At 60.2% G+C, this 19,194-nt stretch carries 16 protein-coding genes; 6 read left to right on the top strand and 10 right to left on the bottom strand.

The window, feature by feature from the left end; all coding sequences use genetic code 11:
* Positions 1-201: 201 nt before the first annotated feature.
* Genes C7G61_RS06710 through C7G61_RS06700 form a run of 3 tightly spaced genes read left to right on the top strand, consistent with a single transcriptional unit; the run spans position 202 to position 3,839 of the window.
* Positions 202-1,221 carry a glycosyltransferase family 2 protein gene (locus C7G61_RS06710; RefSeq protein ID WP_244608155.1) on the top strand — a complete coding sequence of 340 codons (1,020 nt, stop codon included), beginning with the start codon at positions 202-204 and terminating at the stop codon, positions 1,219-1,221.
* The gene (gene asnB, locus C7G61_RS06705; protein ID WP_108513291.1) at positions 1,221-3,107 is read left to right on the top strand and encodes an asparagine synthase (glutamine-hydrolyzing); all 1,887 of its coding nucleotides are present in this window, start codon (positions 1,221-1,223) and stop codon (positions 3,105-3,107) included. Before C7G61_RS06710 ends, asnB begins: the two co-directional genes overlap by 1 nt.
* Positions 3,108-3,839: a class I SAM-dependent methyltransferase gene (locus C7G61_RS06700; RefSeq protein WP_108513290.1), complete on the top strand. Its 732-nt coding sequence runs from the start codon at positions 3,108-3,110 to the stop codon at positions 3,837-3,839. It begins immediately after the preceding gene.
* A gap of 907 nt (positions 3,840-4,746) precedes the next feature.
* Here C7G61_RS06700 and C7G61_RS06695 read toward each other — a convergent pair.
* The 3 genes from C7G61_RS06695 to C7G61_RS06685 all read right to left on the bottom strand — a co-directional run bounded on the left by C7G61_RS06695 (position 4,747) and on the right by C7G61_RS06685 (position 7,449).
* Complete coding sequence (locus tag C7G61_RS06695; RefSeq protein ID WP_108513289.1) at positions 4,747-5,487, bottom strand: 3-deoxy-manno-octulosonate cytidylyltransferase; 741 nt, start codon at positions 5,485-5,487, stop codon at positions 4,747-4,749.
* Between the two features lie 300 nt (positions 5,488-5,787).
* Positions 5,788-6,189 carry an HAD-IIIA family hydrolase gene (locus tag C7G61_RS06690; protein WP_244608154.1) on the bottom strand — a complete coding sequence of 134 codons (402 nt, stop codon included), beginning with the start codon at positions 6,187-6,189 and terminating at the stop codon, positions 5,788-5,790.
* A gap of 837 nt (positions 6,190-7,026) precedes the next feature.
* Entirely contained in the window at positions 7,027-7,449 is a 423-nt protein-coding gene (locus C7G61_RS06685) for an ERF family protein (RefSeq protein WP_244608181.1), read from the bottom strand.
* 173 nt (positions 7,450-7,622) lie between these two features.
* On the opposite strand from C7G61_RS06685, the gene C7G61_RS43800 reads away from it, so the two are divergent.
* Positions 7,623-7,913, top strand: a complete 291-nt coding sequence (locus C7G61_RS43800) for a hypothetical protein (protein WP_145963564.1) — start codon at positions 7,623-7,625, stop codon at positions 7,911-7,913.
* A gap of 364 nt (positions 7,914-8,277) precedes the next feature.
* Here C7G61_RS43800 and C7G61_RS06680 read toward each other — a convergent pair whose 3' ends face one another.
* Complete coding sequence (locus C7G61_RS06680) at positions 8,278-9,504, bottom strand: phenylacetate--CoA ligase family protein (protein ID WP_108513286.1); 1,227 nt, start codon at positions 9,502-9,504, stop codon at positions 8,278-8,280.
* Positions 9,505-9,693: 189 nt separating this feature from the next.
* On the opposite strand from C7G61_RS06680, the gene C7G61_RS06675 reads away from it, so the two are divergent.
* Positions 9,694-10,854: an AGE family epimerase/isomerase gene (locus C7G61_RS06675; RefSeq protein WP_108513285.1), complete on the top strand. Its 1,161-nt coding sequence runs from the start codon at positions 9,694-9,696 to the stop codon at positions 10,852-10,854.
* 17 nt (positions 10,855-10,871) lie between these two features.
* On the opposite strand, the gene C7G61_RS06670 is transcribed toward C7G61_RS06675, so the two are convergent.
* The 6 genes from C7G61_RS06670 to C7G61_RS06640 form a co-directional block, all read right to left on the bottom strand.
* Positions 10,872-11,711, bottom strand: a complete 840-nt coding sequence (locus C7G61_RS06670) for an ABC transporter ATP-binding protein (protein ID WP_108513284.1) — start codon at positions 11,709-11,711, stop codon at positions 10,872-10,874.
* Positions 11,712-11,884: 173 nt separating this feature from the next.
* The gene (locus C7G61_RS06660) at positions 11,885-13,165 is read right to left on the bottom strand and encodes an ABC transporter substrate-binding protein (RefSeq protein ID WP_108513282.1); all 1,281 of its coding nucleotides are present in this window, start codon (positions 13,163-13,165) and stop codon (positions 11,885-11,887) included.
* A gap of 56 nt (positions 13,166-13,221) precedes the next feature.
* On the bottom strand, positions 13,222-14,295 hold the full coding sequence (locus tag C7G61_RS06655; protein ID WP_108513281.1) for a branched-chain amino acid ABC transporter permease: 1,074 nt from the start codon (positions 14,293-14,295) through the stop codon (positions 13,222-13,224).
* A gap of 6 nt (positions 14,296-14,301) precedes the next feature.
* Positions 14,302-15,195: a branched-chain amino acid ABC transporter permease gene (locus C7G61_RS06650; protein WP_108513280.1), complete on the bottom strand. Its 894-nt coding sequence runs from the start codon at positions 15,193-15,195 to the stop codon at positions 14,302-14,304.
* A gap of 220 nt (positions 15,196-15,415) precedes the next feature.
* Positions 15,416-17,347: a long-chain fatty acid--CoA ligase gene (locus C7G61_RS06645; RefSeq protein WP_108513279.1), complete on the bottom strand. Its 1,932-nt coding sequence runs from the start codon at positions 17,345-17,347 to the stop codon at positions 15,416-15,418.
* Entirely contained in the window at positions 17,344-18,165 is an 822-nt protein-coding gene (locus C7G61_RS06640; RefSeq protein WP_108513278.1) for an ABC transporter ATP-binding protein, read from the bottom strand. The genes C7G61_RS06645 and C7G61_RS06640 overlap by 4 nt, the downstream gene beginning before the upstream one ends.
* Before the next feature lie 309 nt (positions 18,166-18,474).
* Here C7G61_RS06640 and C7G61_RS06635 point away from each other — a divergent pair, with 309 nt between their 5' ends.
* Complete coding sequence (locus tag C7G61_RS06635; protein ID WP_108513473.1) at positions 18,475-19,149, top strand: Crp/Fnr family transcriptional regulator; 675 nt, start codon at positions 18,475-18,477, stop codon at positions 19,147-19,149.
* Positions 19,150-19,194 lie beyond the last annotated feature (45 nt).

Genomic DNA, 19,194 nt, shown 5'->3' with positions numbered 1-19,194 from the left:
TCCAATAGTCGTAATGAACCGAGATTTTCGATCATATTCGCCATGTCTGGGACGTTTCAGCGATAGGGATATGAAAAATAGCTCGCTTTCGCCTTGTCGCTCGGGGGTGTCGATGCTACGACGCCTACATTTGGGCCGAGGAAGCGTACAGACTGGTGTTCGGCAACGATCGTTTTAATCAGCCTGGCATGAGGACTGAAAGTGGGAACCGAAAGCAGGTTTGCTGGGCGCTTGGTCACCACGGGAACTCTGTCTGTTGCGCGCCCCTATCTCTCCGTCATCGTGCCAGTCTACAACGAGATCGGAAATCTTCCCGAATTCGAAAAGCAACTTTTTCAGGTTCTGGAACGCCTAGGCAGGAGCTACGAGGTCGTCATGATTGACGACGGTAGTCAGGACGGCTCCGTTGCGTGGCTGAAGGCGGCTACTGCGGTCAGGCCTCAAATGAAGCTGGTGCTGTTCCGGCGGAATTTCGGTCAGACGGCCGCGATGATGGCCGGTATTGATCACTCATCAGGCGATGTCATCGTGTCGATTGATGCTGACCTGCAAAACGACCCGGCGGACATACCGGCACTGCTTGCTAAGCTTGAAGAGGGATATGACGTCGTGTCGGGCTGGCGCCGAGACCGTAAGGATGCCGCAATCCGGCGAAACCTGGTGAGCCGCTGGGCCAACCGGCTGATCTCCTGGATATCGAAGGTTCATCTGCACGACTATGGCTGCACCTTGAAAGTCTATCGCCGCGAAGTGATCGATGGAACGCGCCTGTACGGCGAGATGCACCGGTTCATTCCGATCTATGCGAGCTGGATGGGAGCAAAGCTCGTGGAAATGCCGGTTGCGCATCGCCCGCGCCTTAGCGGAAAGTCTAAATACGGACTCAACCGAATTGGAAAAGTGCTTCTCGACCTTGTCGTCGTGACGTTCCTTGATCGTTTTTTTGTCAAACCGATTTATCTTTTCGGCGGATTCGGTTTGATATCGCTGGTCGTGTCAGCCTTAAGCGGTTTCTCCATTGTTTATCTGAAGATTTTTCATGATGTGTACATGATACAGACGCCGTTGCCGTTGTTGGCGGCAATGACGTTTCTCGTTGGGATCCTCAGTATTCTGTTGGGGCTCGTGGCCGAAATTCTCGTTCGGACCTATTTTGAGTCGCAAGGCAGGACTGCCTATCGCGTTCGCGCGCTGGTCAATTTTCCCGAGGAAGCGCCATAATGTGTGGCATTGCCGGATTTGCTGGCGTTGGCGATCGTTCCGTCCTGGAGGCAATGACGCGCTCGCTCGCACATCGCGGTCCGGACGACGAAGGTTACTACATCGATTCCGACACTGCCGTTCACTTCGGCCATCGGCGGCTCGCGGTCATCGACGTCGCTTCTGGACATCAGCCGATGTGGAACGAGGACGGCAGGGTTGGCGTGATCTTCAACGGCGAGATCTATAACCACGTTGCCCTTCGCACCGAGCTGGAGGCCCTTGGGCATCGATTCGCGACCGACCATTCCGATACCGAAGTGCTCGTTCACGGCTATGAGGAGTGGGGTGAGAAGCTTGTTTCGCGGTTGAATGGCATGTTTGCCTTCGCAATCTATGACCGGAATCGCCGACAGTTGATGTTGGCGCGTGACAGGTTCGGCGAAAAACCTCTCTTCTATGCGATCAAGTCCGGCTTTATTGCTTTTGCCAGTGAACTGAATGCGCTCACGCTGCATCCGCACGTCGGCAATTCCATCGATCCGCGCTCGGTGCAAAAACTCTTTGCATACGGCTATCTGCCAGCGCCTAACGCGCTGTCTGTCGGATGTCGAAAGTTGCCGGGTGGAAATACACTGACATTCGACGTGGCATCAGGGGCCGTCAGCGTCAAGCAATACTGGCAATTCCGCATCGACCCCGACGAGAGCTTGAATGACGATCGCGAAAGCGAACTTGTAGAGGAATTGCGATCTCTAATGAGTAACGCCGTGTCTCGACGGCTGATCAGTGATGTCCCGTTAGGGGTCTTTCTATCCGGCGGAATTGACTCGAGTGCTTGCCTGGCGTTTGCGAGCAGGAAACGGCCGGCGGCGTCGATCGAGACGTTTACGATTGGGTTCGATGATCCGAGTTTCGACGAGTCCGGGTATGCTCGCGATGTCGCGACGGCGTTCGGCTCCCACCACCGCGAGCGGCAACTTGGCGTTCAAAGTGCTGCGATGTCCGTTAACGAGATCTTGGCGCGAATGGACGAACCTCTTGGTGATCCCTCGCTGTTACCCACCTTCATGCTGAGCAAATTCGCCCGGGAACATGTAACCGTCGCGTTGACAGGCGATGGGGGCGACGAGTTGTTTGCCGGATACGATCCTTTCAAGGCGCTTGGACCAGCGCAAGCCTATGATCGTTGGATGCCGCCGTTCCTACATTCCGGCGTTCGCAGACTGGTCGACTGCCTGCCGATCAGCGGGCGTAACATGAGCCTCGATTTTAAGCTTCGTCGTGCCTTGGCAGGCGTCTCGTATCCGCCGTCGGCCTGGGTTCCGGTCTGGATGTCCGCCCTCGAACCACGTGACCTAAAGGGTATCGTCGAGGAACCGCTTAGGGTTGAAGACCTCTACGAGGAAGCGATCACAGTCTGGGAAGGAAGCCGGACCGGAAACATCGTCGATCGCACGCTGGAGTTCTTCACCACCCTCTATCTTCAGGACGATATTCTGACCAAAACGGACCGGGCTGGCATGATGGTCTCGCTTGAGGCCCGATCGATTTTCCTCGACAATGATCTCGTGGATTTTTGCCAGCGGGTGCCGCATCGATTTAAATACAGGAAAGGACAGGGGAAATATCTTCTTAGAAAGGCTCTTGAGGGAGTGGTGCCGGAAAGCGTACTCAAAAGGCCGAAGAAGGGGTTTGGTATCCCCTTGATACAGTGGCTGGGCGATATTGCGCCGTTCCCTCCGCTTGCGGAAGTGCCGGGCGTCGATTTACCGGCAGTGGCAGAGCTTTGGCGACAGCACACCTCGGGAGTCGCGGACCGTCGCTTGTTGCTATGGACTTGGTTAAGTCTTCAACGGGTGATTGGAACCGATGGTGCGAAACCACTGGTGTTTCAGGAGGCCTAGATGGAAATTGCAAGTTATGCGATTGAAGCCGCTGTTCAGGAGACCCATTGGTGGTTCGTTGGCCGGCGTCGGCTGTTCGAAAAGGAATTGCGGCGGATGGGATTTGACAATTCCCATGCCGTCCTCGATGTCGGCACCAGCACGGGAACCAATCTGGCGCTTTTGCGGGACATGGGATTTCGCCGTGTGACCGGCCTCGACATGAGCGAAGAAGCAATCGTCTTCTGCGCCAGCAAGGGATTGGGGCCAGTCGATCTTGGCGATGCCTGCGCGATGCCTTTCAATGACGAAAGCTTCGATTTAGTTTTGGCCACGGATGTCATTGAGCACCTGGACGACGACCGCGCTGGACTGCGTGAGATATCCCGGGTGTTAACCCCGGATGGCAAGGTTCTGATCACGGTTCCTGCGTTTCCGTCGCTATGGGGTCTGCAAGACCGCGTATCGAACCACAAACGACGCTACAGAGTAGCATCGTTGCTGGATGCAGTTTCCTGCAGCGGGTTGAAACCGATCACACATTATCATTTCAACTATCTGTTGTTCGTGCCGATCTGGCTGGCGCGCCGCCTGATCGATGTCTTCAAGCCATCGGTTCAGCATGAGGGCCAAGTGAACAACCCGGCCATTAATTGGATTCTATCAAAAATATTTGATATCGACACGTCGCTCGCGCCGCATCTTGGAATGCCTTTTGGAGTCTCAATTCTTTTAATCTGCGAGCGAAAGTAATCTATTCCAACGCCTCTTAGTTTCAGCACGTGGAGTTTCAAGTCGTTAAGCCCCGAAGCATACAAGATTGTGAGAAGGGCTTAGAAGCACAAGAAGTGTGCTGATAACCAACACGGCAATGCGCCAACCCCATCTCCGATGGTGTGATCTTGAGCTTCTGATTTCGACCGCATTCCTTGCGAAGCTTATCCATCTCCGCATCATGAGATTTAACTGCCTCAGCCAACGCTTCAGTTCGCGCGCCAGCGTGTCGACCGCATTTTTTCTGAGAAGTCTTGCTTATGCTTAATCTTCTCAACGCCGCGCACTATGTAGCGTCTAGATACCAATGAAAATGGTGCGTGAGAACCAGCGCGGCCCGCAGCCGATGTGGAGAATGCGATCCTTGTAGCTGAGGCTCCATAGCAAAAGGTCCGCAGCCACTGGTGTTCGAACTCGGCAAGGTGGTCGGCTCCTCTGTCTCGGGAGAGATGTTCCGGCGGAAACAGTTATTCCAGCTTCCAGTCGGGGCGGTAGCTCTCAACACGCTCTGGAAGACATCCGCGAAGCGTGATGCCGTTGGCAGAGTATCTGACCAATGCGCCAAAGTTATGAGAATGGGGAACGGTGCGAGCCAAATGATTATGGCGCGACCCAGGTGGACAACGATTGCGATGCGATCACTGCTGGATCACTGCACTCTTCCAAAGCGGAGCGCCAAACTCTGCCGCTGAGGCAAGGTAAACGGCGACGCCCAAGATTTGCTGTGCGCCCATTTAATGGCCGAACCGCAGTGAGGATAGTGATGGTTCGAGCGGAGATTTCGGTTGAGCAAACTTCACTTGGCGCGGATCTGACAGTGTTTGTTTGCAGACAAGCGGGGACGTCGTCGTGTGAAGGAGAGGTATGTCTTGCATCCCTTCGGGGATTAGGATTTTCCCAGTATCTGGCGGGCGGCTTCAAGATCGGCCTGGGTATCGACGCCTCGCGGCACGGTGTCGACGAGGGTGACGTCAATCCGCATGCCGGCCTCGAGCGCCCGTAGCTGTTCGAGTTTTTCCTGCCGCTCCAGCGGAGAGGGCGACAGCCGCACAAAGCGCTCCAGCGCCGCACGGCGATAGGCATAAAGACCGATGTGATGGTAGCGCGGCCCGTCCCCCCAGGGCGCCATGGCCCGGGTGAAATAGAGCGCGCGCAACCGCCGAGCGCCGATCGGCGAGCCGACCGCCTTCACCACGTTCGGATTGGCGCTCTCTTCCTCGGTGTGGATTTCGGCGGCCAGCGTCGCGATATCAACCGCGGGGTCGGCCAGCGGCGGCAGCACGGCGCGGATATTGTCCGGCGAAATGGTCGGAAAATCGCCCTGCAGATTGACCACGAGCTCGCATCTGCCCTCGGGATCGAGGGTTGCCAGCGCCTCGTAAATCCGATCCGAACCGGAGGGGTGCTCGGGTCGCGTCATGACGGCTTCGCCGCCGTGGGATCTCACTGCCGTGGCGATCTCCGGCGTGTCGGTGGCAACCGCCACGCAGCCTATTTGTGCGGCTTTCGCCCGCCGCAGCACGTGGACGATCATCGGCACGCCTGCAATGTCGAGCAGCGGCTTGCCGGGTAGGCGCGTGGCCGCCATGCGGGCGGGGATCAGCACCAAGGTACGGGTTTCGGTCATCGGATTCGGCTCCGGCCACAGGCCACGGAAAGGATAGGGATTGGGCAAGAGTCAGCGCGCTTATACGGGTCTGGCAGGCGCAGGCAAACCGATATCTCAATCCGCGGGCTAACGTTCGTTATCTGGGGCATGGACCGTGGCGTCACTGACGCAACCGCTGATATCGTTCGAGGCAACCGCGTGGGCAATCGGACTCGTCGAGACCTAGATTATGCGGGATGAAGCAAGAATGAAAGCATTTGCCGAAGGTGGAGTCGGTCACGATCGCATGTCAACATTCTTTCGAATGTAGGAGCGGCCTCAAGAACCGTTCAAGGTTTTCACCCGAAAATAGATAGCCTTCAGAAGACCGTTGATCATGCCGGCCCCAGGTTTGCGTCGGTCACTAGCGCGGCGGTACCGCTCGACAATCGCCTCAGGATGGAATGGGCAGTACTCGAATGCATCTATATGAGCGCCAATCTTTGCCAGATCGTCGGCCATCCGCTTATGAAGGATCTGTACATGCGTCTCGTCGTAAAATCCCCTCGCCACACCAGGTTGGTTGGTAACTACAAAGGCGAAATAGCCTGCTTTGTTTACGGCCTTCACCGCCTCTCGTGCGCCGTCGATCCATGTCAATCTGGTTGGCTCGAAGACATAGCCAGTGTCCTTTAACACGCCGTCGCGATCAAAGAAAACTGCGGGTCTCTTGTCGACCAAGACGCGCTCCAAAGTGGTCCTACACTTATCGGCCGCTGTGACATGGGCCCGACGCCCAACTAAACGAACGATAGAAGGATGGCACGCAGACTAGGGAGGCCTCTTACGGAAGAGATATGTTCGATCTGGTAGTCGCTACCAGATACATTTAAACCTTCTGGCGAATGCAAAAGCCAGAATTCTTAGAGACAAATTATCCGGTTAAACCCTGAGTGAATTCAAGGCGATTGTGTCTGCGACATCGCTCGCTGGCTAACTGGGGCGATCTCGACCTTGCTCTAGGCGTGATTTGGGCGTCTATTGGCTACCATGAAATCACGCGCTACTCAGAATGCGCTGGCCTTCATTGCTTGCACAATGCTGCCAGCCAGCGCCACCGACCCGCGACCAGCCGTTAGCGCGGTTGTGGCTGATAGCGTGCCAACCTGGCTGGGCGGAATGCCCAAGGACGTACCGCCCCGAGCTGGGACACCGGAGTACGATGCGTGGCAAAGGAAGCGTGTTGAAGACTCCGCAGCAATCAAATCGCGTAGTTCCCCGTAAGCTGCCGCGGCCCGGCCTGCACGTCAGTCAAGCGAATATCTTATCCGCCGCCGATTGTTCATCTGGCGGAGCAGCGACAAGCGCCGGTTTTGCGCGCTATTTTGCAGGACCTCAAAGCCAAGAAGATGTCGCGAGCCTGCAGATGGTTGCGCGAGCTTCAGGTGATGCCGGTCTGAGGACACTTGTTTGCAAATGAGGCACGGCTGACCTCGCACGAACGAGAGGTGCGCCTTGCTTCGCTTGCGGACAGGCTCTTTGGGAAAAGCAAGACCCGCGGTTGAATCTTCCTCGGGGCTACGGACAGATACTCTCACCTGTGTACTGCTGTCCGTAAATGCTGTTGAGGGAGAAGCAATTTCTAGGAGCCTTTGCTGGTAGGCGACCTCGATCAAGCGGGCGTCTTCCTCCAGCAGAGCGTTTTTTCGCGAGAGCCCATCTCTGGCCCAAACGAGGGTCATTCTCTGTGGTCGAGCAGCCGATCTCTCCCATGCTTGCGCTTGGCTCGGTGTCAGTGCGGGGCTCGGCGGGCCGCGGGGTGGGTAAGATGTCTGGCGCATCGAGATCGTCCTCTCCAGCGATACCAACCAGAGCAAACAGGGCGTAACGCTGGGCGTATGTCAGAGCCGCCCCTATCCGGTGGAGGGCTTCTGTATCTTTGCTAGCACAGACCGGCCAGACAGAGGAAATCCACTCGCCGGACGAATGGGCAAGGAGCATGGTCAAATGAACTTGCCACGAACTCGGCTCGAAACGTCGCGCAGCCTGTCGTGCGACCGTGTCTGGCTCCAGCGATAGGTCCGATCGCATACCGAGCTCCGGCTGACGCCCGTATTGACGAACCGGCGCCGATGCTTTGCTCGTGAGGTTGGAATGTAATCGAGCCGCGCAAAATGAAACCAGCTAAAGGTAATGAGAAAAAAATGGAGGCCCGCAGGTTGCGCGCGCAATCCACAGTGGGATCACTCTCTCTCTCTCCTGAAGACCACACGGCGCCGCGCCAAAAAGTGATGGAAAATGATTCAGATCAGGAAAAGAAAATCAATGCAGCGGGCAATAGCTTTCCCAGTCAAGCAAGAAACAGCCCGGCTAGAACGATGAGTAGGATTCCCGCCTCACTTTTCGGCAGGTTCGGCCCGGCGTTAGCAGCGCCGGAACGGGCGCTGGAATCTGCCAGTGTCTGATCGCAGCGTTAGATGCGCATCGGGCGCAATTCCCCAGAGGCTGCCCACATTTTTCAGACCAATTCTGCGTGAAATTGACAACTCAGGAATCGGACGCACAAGTAATACCCCCAATAAGAAACTTGATTTCCGCCATAAAGAAATGCGGAAAGCTTCAGCCCTGTCAAAAAGCGTTTGGTGGAATGATCTACACGGAATAATTGCAGATCCCGCAAATCGGGATTGGCCGAAGTGGGCCAACCACAGCAAGGTGTGCCACTGAGAGGCGGCCGTGCCAACTCTCATCACAGTCCGAACAGGTGGCGAAGCGCTGTATGACACGCCCCTTCGGCACACCGAATTCCCTCTTGGCACACTTGCACCGTTAGGTACGCTTGTCCGCGATCACCTTGCCGTCATTCGGCAACGCGCCGGGGCCTACCAGTTCGACATTGCCGCCGAGTTTCGTCACCGCGCGCAGGCTCGCGGCGAGTTCGCTGTGAAGGATTTCGCTGGGTGAGGCCGTTTCCGCTTTCAGCGTCATCAGATCGCTCTCGCCGGACCGCGTCACCACGAGGCGCAAGCGTCCGAGTTCGGGATGGCGCTTGCCGATCTCGGCGATCTGCTCGGGGCGGACGAACATGCCCTTGACCTTGGTGGTCTGGTCGGCGCGTCCCATCCAGCCCTTGATGCGCATGTTGGTGCGTCCGCACGGGCTTGCGCCCGGCAGAGCCGCCGTGAGGTCCCCGAGCGCGAGACGGATCCAGGGATGCTGCGGGTCGAGCGAAGTAACGACGATCTCGCCGACATCGCCGGGCGCAACGGGGTCACCGGTGCCGGGACGCACGATTTCCATGATCAGGTCCTCGTTGACGATCATGCCTTCGCGCGCCGGCGTCTCGAACGCGACCAGGCCGAGGTCGGCGGTGCCGAACGCCTGATAGGCGTCGATGCCGCGCGACTTCACCTCGTCCTGCAGTGATTTCGGAAACGCCGCGCCGGATACCAGCGCGCGCTTGATCGAGGAAACGTCGCGCCCGACGCTGGCCGCGGCGTCGAGCAGGATCTTGAGGAAATCCGGCGTGCCGCTATAGCCGACCGGCCGATAGGCCTCGATCAGCTCGAACTGCTGCTCGGTATTGCCGGGGCCGGCCGGAATCACCGCGCAGCCCAGCGCCCGCGCCGAGGCGTCGAAGATGAAGCCGCCGGGCGTCAGATGATAGCTGAAGGTGTTGAGCACGACGTCGCCGGGCCGGAAGCCGGCCGCAAACAACGCCCGCGCGCCGCGCCAGGGGTCGGCGTGAACGGGCTCGGGCTCGAAGATCGGCCCGGGCGAGGTGAACAGGCGTCCGAACGATCCCAGCGGCCCGGCCACGAAACCGCCGAAGGGGGGCGCGGCCTTGTGCAGGGCAGGGAGTTCCGACTTGCGCAACACTGGTAACTCAGCAAGCGCCGCGCGGCTGGTTACCCCGGCCGGATGGATGCCCTTCAGCCGCCCGGCATAGGCCGGCGCCGCCAGCGCCTTGCGCAGGATGTCCGGAAGCCGGGAAAACAGCTCCGCCTCGCGTTTGGCCGGCTCGCGCGTTTCAAGGGCGTCGTAATGGTCGGTCATAGCTGATCTCGCAGGCTATAGCGTTTTAGAGCGAAGTGGCTTCCGGTTCGCGTGAAGAAAACGCGTTAAAACAATATGCTGGGCCCTCGGTTCTGATTGAATCAGAACCGAGGGCCCAGCGCCGATTGCGCGCCGCCTCTGACGTGCTATCAGACGGCTTCTACCGGTGTTGATGTTCCAGGGAACGCAATGGCTGAAAGAGATACCGCTGCGGCGGCAGATATGCTGGATTCGGCCGATATCGTTGCGAGGCTGAAGCTTCGCATGATCGACCATTGCCTGCCGCTGTGGTCGACCGAAGGCTGGGACGACGTAGCGGGCGGCTTTATCGATCGGCTCGATGTGGAAGGCCGCGCCGATGCCTCGGCGCCGCGCCGGGTGTTCGTGCAGGCGCGCCAGATCTATTGCTACGCCAAGGCGGCGCAAGTGGGCTGGTATCCCGACGGGCGCGCGATCGCGCTGAAGGGGCTGGAGCACCTGCTGGCGAAGGCGAAAGCTCCCGATGGCAGACCGGGCTTTGTCCACACGCTGACGCCGGATGGTGCTGTGCTGGACCCGCTGCGCGATTCCTACGATCACGCCTTTGTCCTGCTCGCCCTTGCAACCGTCCATGGACTCGATCGCGATGCGCAGGTCCGCGCCGAGATCGACGCGCTGTGCCATTTCGTCGAGACGCAGTTGCGCTCGCCGCACGGCGGGGTTCACGAAGGATTGCCGGTGTCGCTGCCGCGACGGCAGAACCCTCACATGCATCTGTTCGAAGCGATGATCGCGGCGTTCGACGCGACGCACGACATCGTGTTCCAGAACAGGGCCGGGAGTTTCTTCAGCCTGTTTCTGGCCAACCTCTACGACAAGCAGCGGCAGGTGCTTGGCGAGTACTTTGAGGAAGACTTCTCGAAGATCGAGCCCGTCAGCGTCGAGCCCGGACACCAGGCGGAGTGGGCGTGGCTCTTGAAGGGCTTTGAACGCATCACCGGCTGCCCGACCGGCCGCTACCGCGGCGAACTGCTGGCGTCGGCGCTGCGCTATCGCGACGAGGCCACCGGCTGCCTGATCGACGAGGGCGACGCTGCCGGCAACATCAGGCGGCATACGCGCCGGCTGTGGCCGCAGACCGAAATCGCCAAGGCGTGGATCGCGCAGGCCGAGGCGGGCGAGGCGGGAGCCGCCGACGAAGCGCGCGCGGCATTGGCGCGGCTCGAACGGCATTATCTGAGCCATCGCGTCGCGGGCGGCTGGTACGACCAGTTCGATCGCGACGGCAACTCGCTGGTCGCCACCATTCCTGCGTCTTCGTTCTATCATGTGCTTTGCGCGGTCGCGGAAGCCGAGCAGGTGATCGGCTAAATGATGAGTGGTGGCGGTCACAGCCACCGCTTTCGCCGCTTGAAGCTTTTCAGGTTCTTGAAGCTCTTGCGCTGGTCGCCGGCGCCGCCGAGGTAGAATTCCTTGACGTCCTCATTGTCGCGCAATTCGTCGGCCGTGCCGTCGAGCACCACCTTGCCCTGTTCCATGATGTAGCCGTGGCTCGCGACCGACAGCGCCGCGCGCGCGTTTTGCTCTACCAGCAGGATGGTGACGCCGAGGTCGCGGTTGATTGCCTTGATGATCCCAAACACCTCCTTGACCAGGAGCGGCGACAGGCCCATCGACGGCTCGTCCATCAGGATCATCTTGGGCCGCGCCATCAGCGCGCGGCCGATCGCCAGCATTTGCTGCTCGCCGCCGGAGAGATAGCCGGCAAGCCCGGTGCGCTCCTTCAGGCGCGGGAAATATCTGAACACCATGTCGATGTCGCTGGCGACCTCGTTGTCGCTGCGGGTAAAGGCGCCGAGCTTCAAATTCTCGATCGAGGTCATGTCGGATATGATACGGCGGCCCTCCATCACCTGAAAGATGCCGCGACGGACGATCTTGTCGGGATCGATGCCGTCGATGCGCACGCCGTCGAAGACGATCTCGCCGCGGATGACTTCGCCGTCCTCGGTCTTGAGAAGCCCTGAGATCGCCTTCAGCGTCGTCGACTTGCCGGCGCCGTTGGCGCCGAGCAGCGCCACGATCGCGCCCTTCGGCACATCGAGGCTGAGGCCGCGCAGAACGAGGATGACCTTGTCGTAGACCACCTCGATGTTGCGGACGCTGAGGAGCGGCGCGGCGGCCTGTGCAGCCGGTGCGGGACGGTTGATTTCGGTTGCTTCAATCATGTCTGATCACCTCTTGCCGTCATCACCCGCCTTGTGCGCAATTGCGCACTGGAGCGGGTGATCCAGTATTCCAGAGGCGTCTTCGATCGATCGAGAAGCCGCGGCGTACTGGATCCCCGCCTTCGCGGGGATGACGACGGAGTGTTGGGATCGCCCGAAGGCGACCCGGGAAATCACCAACCCAGCCACTCGGGCTTGCGCGGCAGGTCGATCGTCTTCACCTTCTCCATCTTGATGCCGCCGTTCTTGACGAGATCGTTGAGCGGGGCGTCGGTCGCGCCTGCGACCTTCATGCGATAGAGATCAACCTTGAGCGTGCCGCGGTGATCCGTCTCGGTGAAGGTCGAGGGATTGCAGATGCCTTCGCCGCCCGCGGGCACCCAATCCTTCTTCTGATAAAAACCCTTCTTGACGTTCTCGCCGGTGGCGCCGCCGTTCTTGGCAGCCCATTCGACGGCTTCCTTCATGTAGAGCGCGGTGCAGACGCCGGCGATGTAATGTACCGGACGGTAGGCGGTACCGGCCGCATCCGACATCTTGGAGATTTCCATGAAGGTCTTCATGCCGGGAGCGCTGCCGCCCCACGCCACCGCGGTGCGCAGCGGGAACACCACGCCGTCGGCGGCGGCACCAGCAGCCTTGGCGGCGTTCTCGTCCATGCCCCAGACGTTGCCGAGGAACTGCACGTCGACGCCGGCGGCCTTGCAGGCGTTGAGCACGGAGATGTTGGAGCCGGCGGTGTTGCCGAGATAGGCGTAGTTGGCGCCCGAGCTCTTCAGGGTCAGGCACTGCGCGCTGTAATCGCCGGGCGTCAACGCAAACACGATCGGCGGCAGCAGCTCGAAGCCGAGTTCGGCGGCAATCGCTTCACCGGCGGCCTTCGGCGCGTTCGGATAGGGGTGGTTGGCGCCCATATGGACGAATTTCGGCTTGCCGGACTTGCCCTTGGACTTCCAGTCCTCGGCGGCCCAGGTCAGCATGCCGCGAACCGCGTCCGAGTAGCTCGGACCGTAGAAGAAGTTGTAGGGGGCAGGCTTGGCCTTGCCGCCGGCGCCGGTCGGGTCGGAGAGCGCCGCGGCATAGGATGCCGAAATATCCGGGATCTTGTCCTGGGCCAGGAATCCCGTCAGCGCTTCGGTGTCGGCGGTGCCCCAGCCGAGAATGGCGGCAACCTTGTCGGAGCCGGACCACTTCTTGTACTGGGCGATCGCACGCGGCACCTGGTAGCCGTAGTCGACGGTATCGAGGTTGACCTTGGCGCCGTTGATGCCGCCGCTCTTGTTGATCCACGCATAGGTGTCCGCGACACCCTGTCCGAACGGCGTTCCGACGTCCGAGGTGGGGCCCGAATAGTCGGTGAGATGTCCCAGCGCGACCTGGGCCTGCGACGTCGTTGCGGCGCTCGCCAGCAGGAGCGCCAGCGAGGCGGTGCTCAGTAGAGTCTTCATCGTCATGGACTAATCCTCCGGTTATTTCTCGAGGTCTTCTTGTTGTCCGTCCCGTTCCGACCTCAATGCGAGAACGGGTAGAGTTTCCAATATGCCTTGATCTGCCGCCAGCGATGCGCGAGTCCGTCCGGTTCGAACACCAGAAAGACGATGATGATGATTCCGATCGCCATCTCGCGCAGGAAAGCGATGTTGTTCTTCAATCCCAGGAACTGGTCGATCGGACTGCCGCGCAGTGCGACGCTGAGCCACTCCATCGATTCCGGCAGCAGCACCATGAAGGCGGTGCCCATCAGCGTGCCCATGATCGAGCCGAGCCCGCCGATGATGATCATCGCCAGGAAGATGATCGAGCGGTCGATACCAAAACCTTCGTTGGAGACCACCTGATTGTAATGCGCATAGAGCGCGCCGCCGACGCCGGCAAAGAAGGCCGCAAGGCCGAACGACAGCGTCCGGTATTTGGTCAGGTTGATGCCCATGATCTCGGCGGACAGATAGTGGTCGCGCACCGCCACCAGCGCGCGTCCGTCGCGCGAACGGATCAGGTTGGTGACCAGGAGATAGCAGACGATGACGTATGCCAGCACGACGTAGAAATACTGTTTATCGCCGCGCAGCATGTAGCCGAAGATCGAGAACGGTTCGGCGCTGGCGGGAACGCTGCCACCGGTGAACCATTCGGCGCGGGCAAAGAAGTCGAGCAGGATGTACTGCGCCGCCAGCGTCGCGATCGCGAGATAAAGGCCTTTCAGCCGCGCCGCGGGCAGGCCGAAGATCAGGCCGACTGCCGCCGTCACGACACCCGCGAGCGGAATGCAAAAGAAGACGGGAATGCCGAACCGGTTCGAGAGATAGGCTGACGTGAACGCGCCGAAACCGAAGAAGGCAGCATGGCCGATCGAAATCTGGCCGGTGAATCCGACAACGATGTTCAGCCCAAGGGCTGCGATGCCAAAGATGCCGATCTGGATCAGCAGGCTGAGGATGTATTCGTTGACGACGTGTGGCGCAAAGCAGACCAGAACGATGCCCGCGATCATGGCGTTGCGGCTGGTGGTGGTCGGAAACACGGTGGTATCCGCCGCATAGCTGGTACGGAAATCGCCGGCTGGGATGAGGGTCTGGCCTGCCATGATTGATTACACCCGCTCGATGTCTTTGGTGCCGAACAGGCCGTACGGCTTGATCATCAGGATAATGATGAGCGCATAGAACGGCGCGATCTCGTAGAGATTGCCCCAGTGCAGATATTCGCTGTCGAGAAAATGCGCGAAGTTTTCCAAGAGCCCGATGATGATGCCGCCCAGCACTGCGCCGCCGACGCTGTCGAGACCACCGAGGATCGCCGCCGGAAACACCTTCACGCCGTAGGCGGACAGCCCGGCCGAGACGCCGTTGACGACGGCCACCACCACGCCCGCGACGGCGGAGACGGTGGCCGAAATCGCCCAGGCCATCGCGAATACGCTTTTCACGGAAATGCCGAGCGACTGCGCCACCTGCTGGTTGAACGCGGTGGCGCGCATGGCGAGACCGTATTTGGAAAGGCGGAAGAACCACGCCATACCGATCATCATCGCCACCGAGACCGCAAGACTCATCAGATAGACGGTCTGCACCTGCAGTCCGAGGATGTTGACGTTCTGGGTCTGGAAGATGCGCGGGAACGGCTGCAAATTGACGCCGAACATCCACTTCATCAGCGCGGAGAACACCGTCGACAGCGCGATCGTCACCATGATCACGGAAATGATCGGCTCGCCGATCATCGGACGCAGGATGACGATCTGGATGGCGATGCCGAACAGGAACATGAAGACCAGCGTGATTGGCATGCCCAGATAGAACGGCACCTGATATTTGGTGAGCAGCCACCAGCACACCCAGGCGCCGACCAGCAGCAATTCGCCCTGCGCGAAGTTCACCACCTGGGTTGCCTTGTAGATCAGCACGAACGACATCGCGACCACGCCGTAGAGCGTGCCGACCACGAGGCCGTTGACCAGGAGTTGGATCAAAAGCTGGGTGTTCATGTTTTCCGATACGCGAGAGTTGCGCTGCCTTCTCCCTCTCCCCTTGTGGGAGAGGGTGGCTTCGCGGAGCGAAGACGGGTGAGGGGTTCTCTCCGCGTGCACATATGTGGAAAGAGACCCCTCACCGAAGCGTGTTCGTATCGACCGGCGGTGCTGACCTCTCCCACAAGGGGAGAGGGCGCATCAATTGGCACCGCGCGAATTCGTCGCTGCGCCATCATCATTCCGCGGCCTCCGCCAACGGCGCATCATGGCCGAGGTCGACCACCCGCAGCGTGGTACGGATGCGCTGGGTGGTGCCGTCCTGGAAACGGATCACGGTGTCGACCGGAATCTCGCTCCTGCCGCCATAGATCGCGTCGATGATGTCGGCGTATTTCTCGTTGATGACGCTGCGGCGGACCTTTCGGGTGCGGGTCAGCTCGCCGTCATCGGCGTCGAGTTCCTTGTAGAGCAGCAGGAAGCGGGAAATGCGTTGCGCCGGCGGCAGCGTGGCGTTGACGCCCTCGACCTCCTTGCGCAGCAGCGCGTAGACCTCGGGACGCGAGGAGAGGTCGGTATAGGTCGTGAACGAGATGCGGTTCTTCTCCGCCCATTTCGAGATGATCGAGTAGCGGATGCAGATCATTGCCGCCAGCGTATCGCGGCCGGCGCCGAGCACGACCGTCTCGGCGATGTAGGGCGAGAACTTCAGCTTGTTCTCCAGATATTGCGGCGAGAAGCGCTCGCCGCGCGAGGTCTCAGCGAGATCCTTGATGCGGTCGATGACGACGAGCTGCTTGTCGTTGTTGAAATAGCCGGCGTCGCCGGAATGCATCCAGCCGTCTTTCATGTCGGCGGCCGAGGCTTCCGGATTCTTGTAGTAGCCGAGGAACATGTTGGGGTGGCGCACGACGATTTCGCCGACGCCGTTGATGTCGGGGTTGTCGACGCGGAGCTCGATGTCGTCGGCCATCGGCACGCCCGTCGTATCCGGATCGACCTTGCCAAAGGGATGAAGTGTGTAGGCCCCCAACATTTCGGTCTGGCCGTAGAGCGTGCGCAACGGCACGCCCATTGCCTGGAAGAATTTGAAAGTATCCGGCCCGAGCGCGGCGCCCCCGGTCGCGGCCGAGCGCAGCCGTGTGAAGCCGAGGCGGTCGCGCAGCGCGCGGAACAGCAACTGGTCGGCCAACATCGATCGCTTGCCTTGGGCGAGCGCCGAAAGCCCCGTCTTCATGCCGACGTCGAATAGCTTCTGTTTCAGCGGCGACGAATCCATCACGCCGGCGCGCACATCGGCGGCGATCGATTCCCAGAGCCGCGGCGCGAACAGCACGAAGGTCGGCGCGATCTCGCGGAAATCGTGCATCATGGTCTCGGGCTCTTCGACGAAGTTGACCTTCATCCGGCAGAGCAGCCCTTTGCCGAGCGCGTAGACCTGTTCCATGATCCAGGGCAGCGGCAGCACCGAGACATATTCGTCGTCCGGCCCCTTCGGATCGAATGCCAGATAGGTCGCGCAATGTTTCAGCACGCGCCCGGCTGCGAGCATCGCCAGCTTGGGGTTGGCGGTGGTGCCCGAGGTGGTGCAGAGGATCGCGACGTCCTCGCCCTGGGTGGCGTCGACCAGCCGGTCGTAGATATCATGCTCGCGCGAAGCGCGGTCGCGCCCCATGGTGGCGAGCCTTTCGGCTTCCATCAGGCGCGGATCGTCGTATTTCCGCATGCCGCGCGGATCGGAATAGACGATGTGCTTGAGATTGGGGGCGCGATCGGCCAGCGCCAGCAGCTTGTCGACCTGCTCTTCGTCTTCGGCGAACACCAGCTTGGCGTCGCCGTAGCTGAGAAGGTAGGCCGCTTCCTCGTCCAGCACGTCGCGATAAAGGCCGAGGCTCATGGCGCCGATGGCATGCGTTGCGATTTCAGCCGCCACCCAATCCGGCCGGTTGTCGCCGATGATACCGATGACGTCGCCGCCGCCGAGACCCAGTTCGAGCATGCCGAGCGCGAAATCATGCACGCGCCTCTGGTAGTCGTTCCAGGTGAAGACGCGCCACAGCCCGAGGTCCTTTTCGCGCAACGCGATCTCGCCGCCGTGCTCCCTGGCATTGAGGCGCAACAATTTTGGAAAGGTATCTGCCTGGGCGGCGCGTCCGGCGTAGTCCATCATGCCACGCTCTCCCGTGGCGCCGGCGTATCGTCGGGATCGACCAGGACCTCATCCTCTTCGCCGAGATAGGCGCGCTTGACATGGGGATCGGCGAGCACGGACGCCGGATCGCCCTCGGCGATCTTGCGGCCGAAATCCAGCACCATGACGCGGTGGGAAATGTCCATCACCACGCCCATGTCGTGCTCGATCATCATGACGGTCATGCCGAACTCTTCGTTGAGATCAACGATGTAGCGCGCCATGTCCTCCTTTTCCTCGAAGTTCATGCCGGCCATCGGCTCGTCAAGCAGAATCAGCTGCGGCTCCAACGCCATCGCGCGGGCGAGTTCGACGCGCTTGCGCAGGCCGTAGGGCAGGGTGCCGGCGGTGGCTTTGCGCACGGACTGGAGGTCGAGGAAGTCGATGATCTCCTCCACCTTGCGGCGGTGCTCGAGTTCCTCACGCCGGGCGCCGGTCAGCCAGTACAGCGAGCCCGTGATGAAGTTGTTCTTCAGGAGGTGGTGCCGCCCGACCATGATGTTGTCGAGCACGCTCATGTGATGGAACAGCGCCAGGTTCTGGAAGGTGCGGCCGACGCCCAGCCGGGGCCGCGCGTTTGGATTGAGGCCGGTGATGTCCTTGCCGCGGTAGAACAGCTGGCCTTCGGTCGGTTTGTAACGGCCGGAAATGCAATTGACGATGGAGGTCTTGCCGGCCCCGTTCGGGCCGATGATCGAGAACAATTCGCCCTCGTTCACGCCGAAGGAGACTTCGGTCAGCGCACGGACGCCACCGAAGCGCAGAGATACCCCGCGCACTTCCAACGTGTAAGCCACTCATTCCCTCCGGATATGGCGCTTGAGCAGCGCTCTTTATTTATATCTATCGTTCGCAATCGCATGCGCGATCCTACATCGGCGGTGACGGACAGGCCATCCGACTATCGATGCCGGATGATGTCACGCGTGGTAGCGTCGCACCCCGCCACCGCGCCATGGACGGCGCGTACCGAGGTGGCCCTCCTTAGGGCAATGCGATAGTTTGAAATGTCTTTTGCCTGACAATTGGTCGGGAAATTTCGTCTGAGAGCACTTCTGCTGCAGTGCAGCAAGAGAATCGATGGGGACGCGACGGTCGATGCGATCATGATTGCTGCGGAATACCTTAAGCGCATCGCGGCGTGGTCGCGCGAACTCAACGATCGGGAAATCGAGGTCGCCCGTGGCGGCATCGTGGAGAAATCCTATCGCGCCAACGAACATATTTTCATGCGCGGCGATGCCTTCGACTATTGGACCGGCATCGTCACCGGCCTTGCCCGGATGGGCACCGTGTCGAGCGGCGGCAAGGCCGCGACCTTCGCCGGCCTCACGGCAGGCGCCTGGTTTGGCGAGGGCTCGATGCTGAAGAGCGAGCCGCGCCGTTACGACGTGGTCGCGTTGCGCGATACCAGGCTGGCGCTGATGGATCGCAATACCTTCTTCTGGCTGTTCGAGAACAGCGTCGCATTCAACCGCTTTCTGGTCCGGCAGCTCAACGAGCGGCTTGGCCAGTTCATCGGCGCGGTGGAACACGGCCGCACGCTCGACGCCACCAGCCGCGTCGCGCGCTCGATCGCCTCGCTGTTCAACCCGATTCTCTATCCGGACATGACGCGCCATCTCGAGATCACGCAGGAAGAAATCGGAGCGTTGTCCGGTATTTCGCGGCAGAATGCCAACCAGTGCCTGAAGCGGCTGGAGAAGGAAGGCCTGCTGCGGCTCGAATATGGTGGCGTCACCATCATCGAACTCGAACGCTTGCGCCACCACGGAGATTAAGCCCCTAAGAGGCTGATTTTAAAAGACTTTGGCGATAGACTTGGC

Source organism: Bradyrhizobium algeriense (genome assembly GCF_003062295.1).
GTDB classification, from domain to species: domain Bacteria; phylum Pseudomonadota; class Alphaproteobacteria; order Rhizobiales; family Xanthobacteraceae; genus Bradyrhizobium; species Bradyrhizobium algeriense.
Note: the sequence above shows the minus strand (reverse complement) of the source record. Positions and strands in the feature narration are given on the sequence as shown.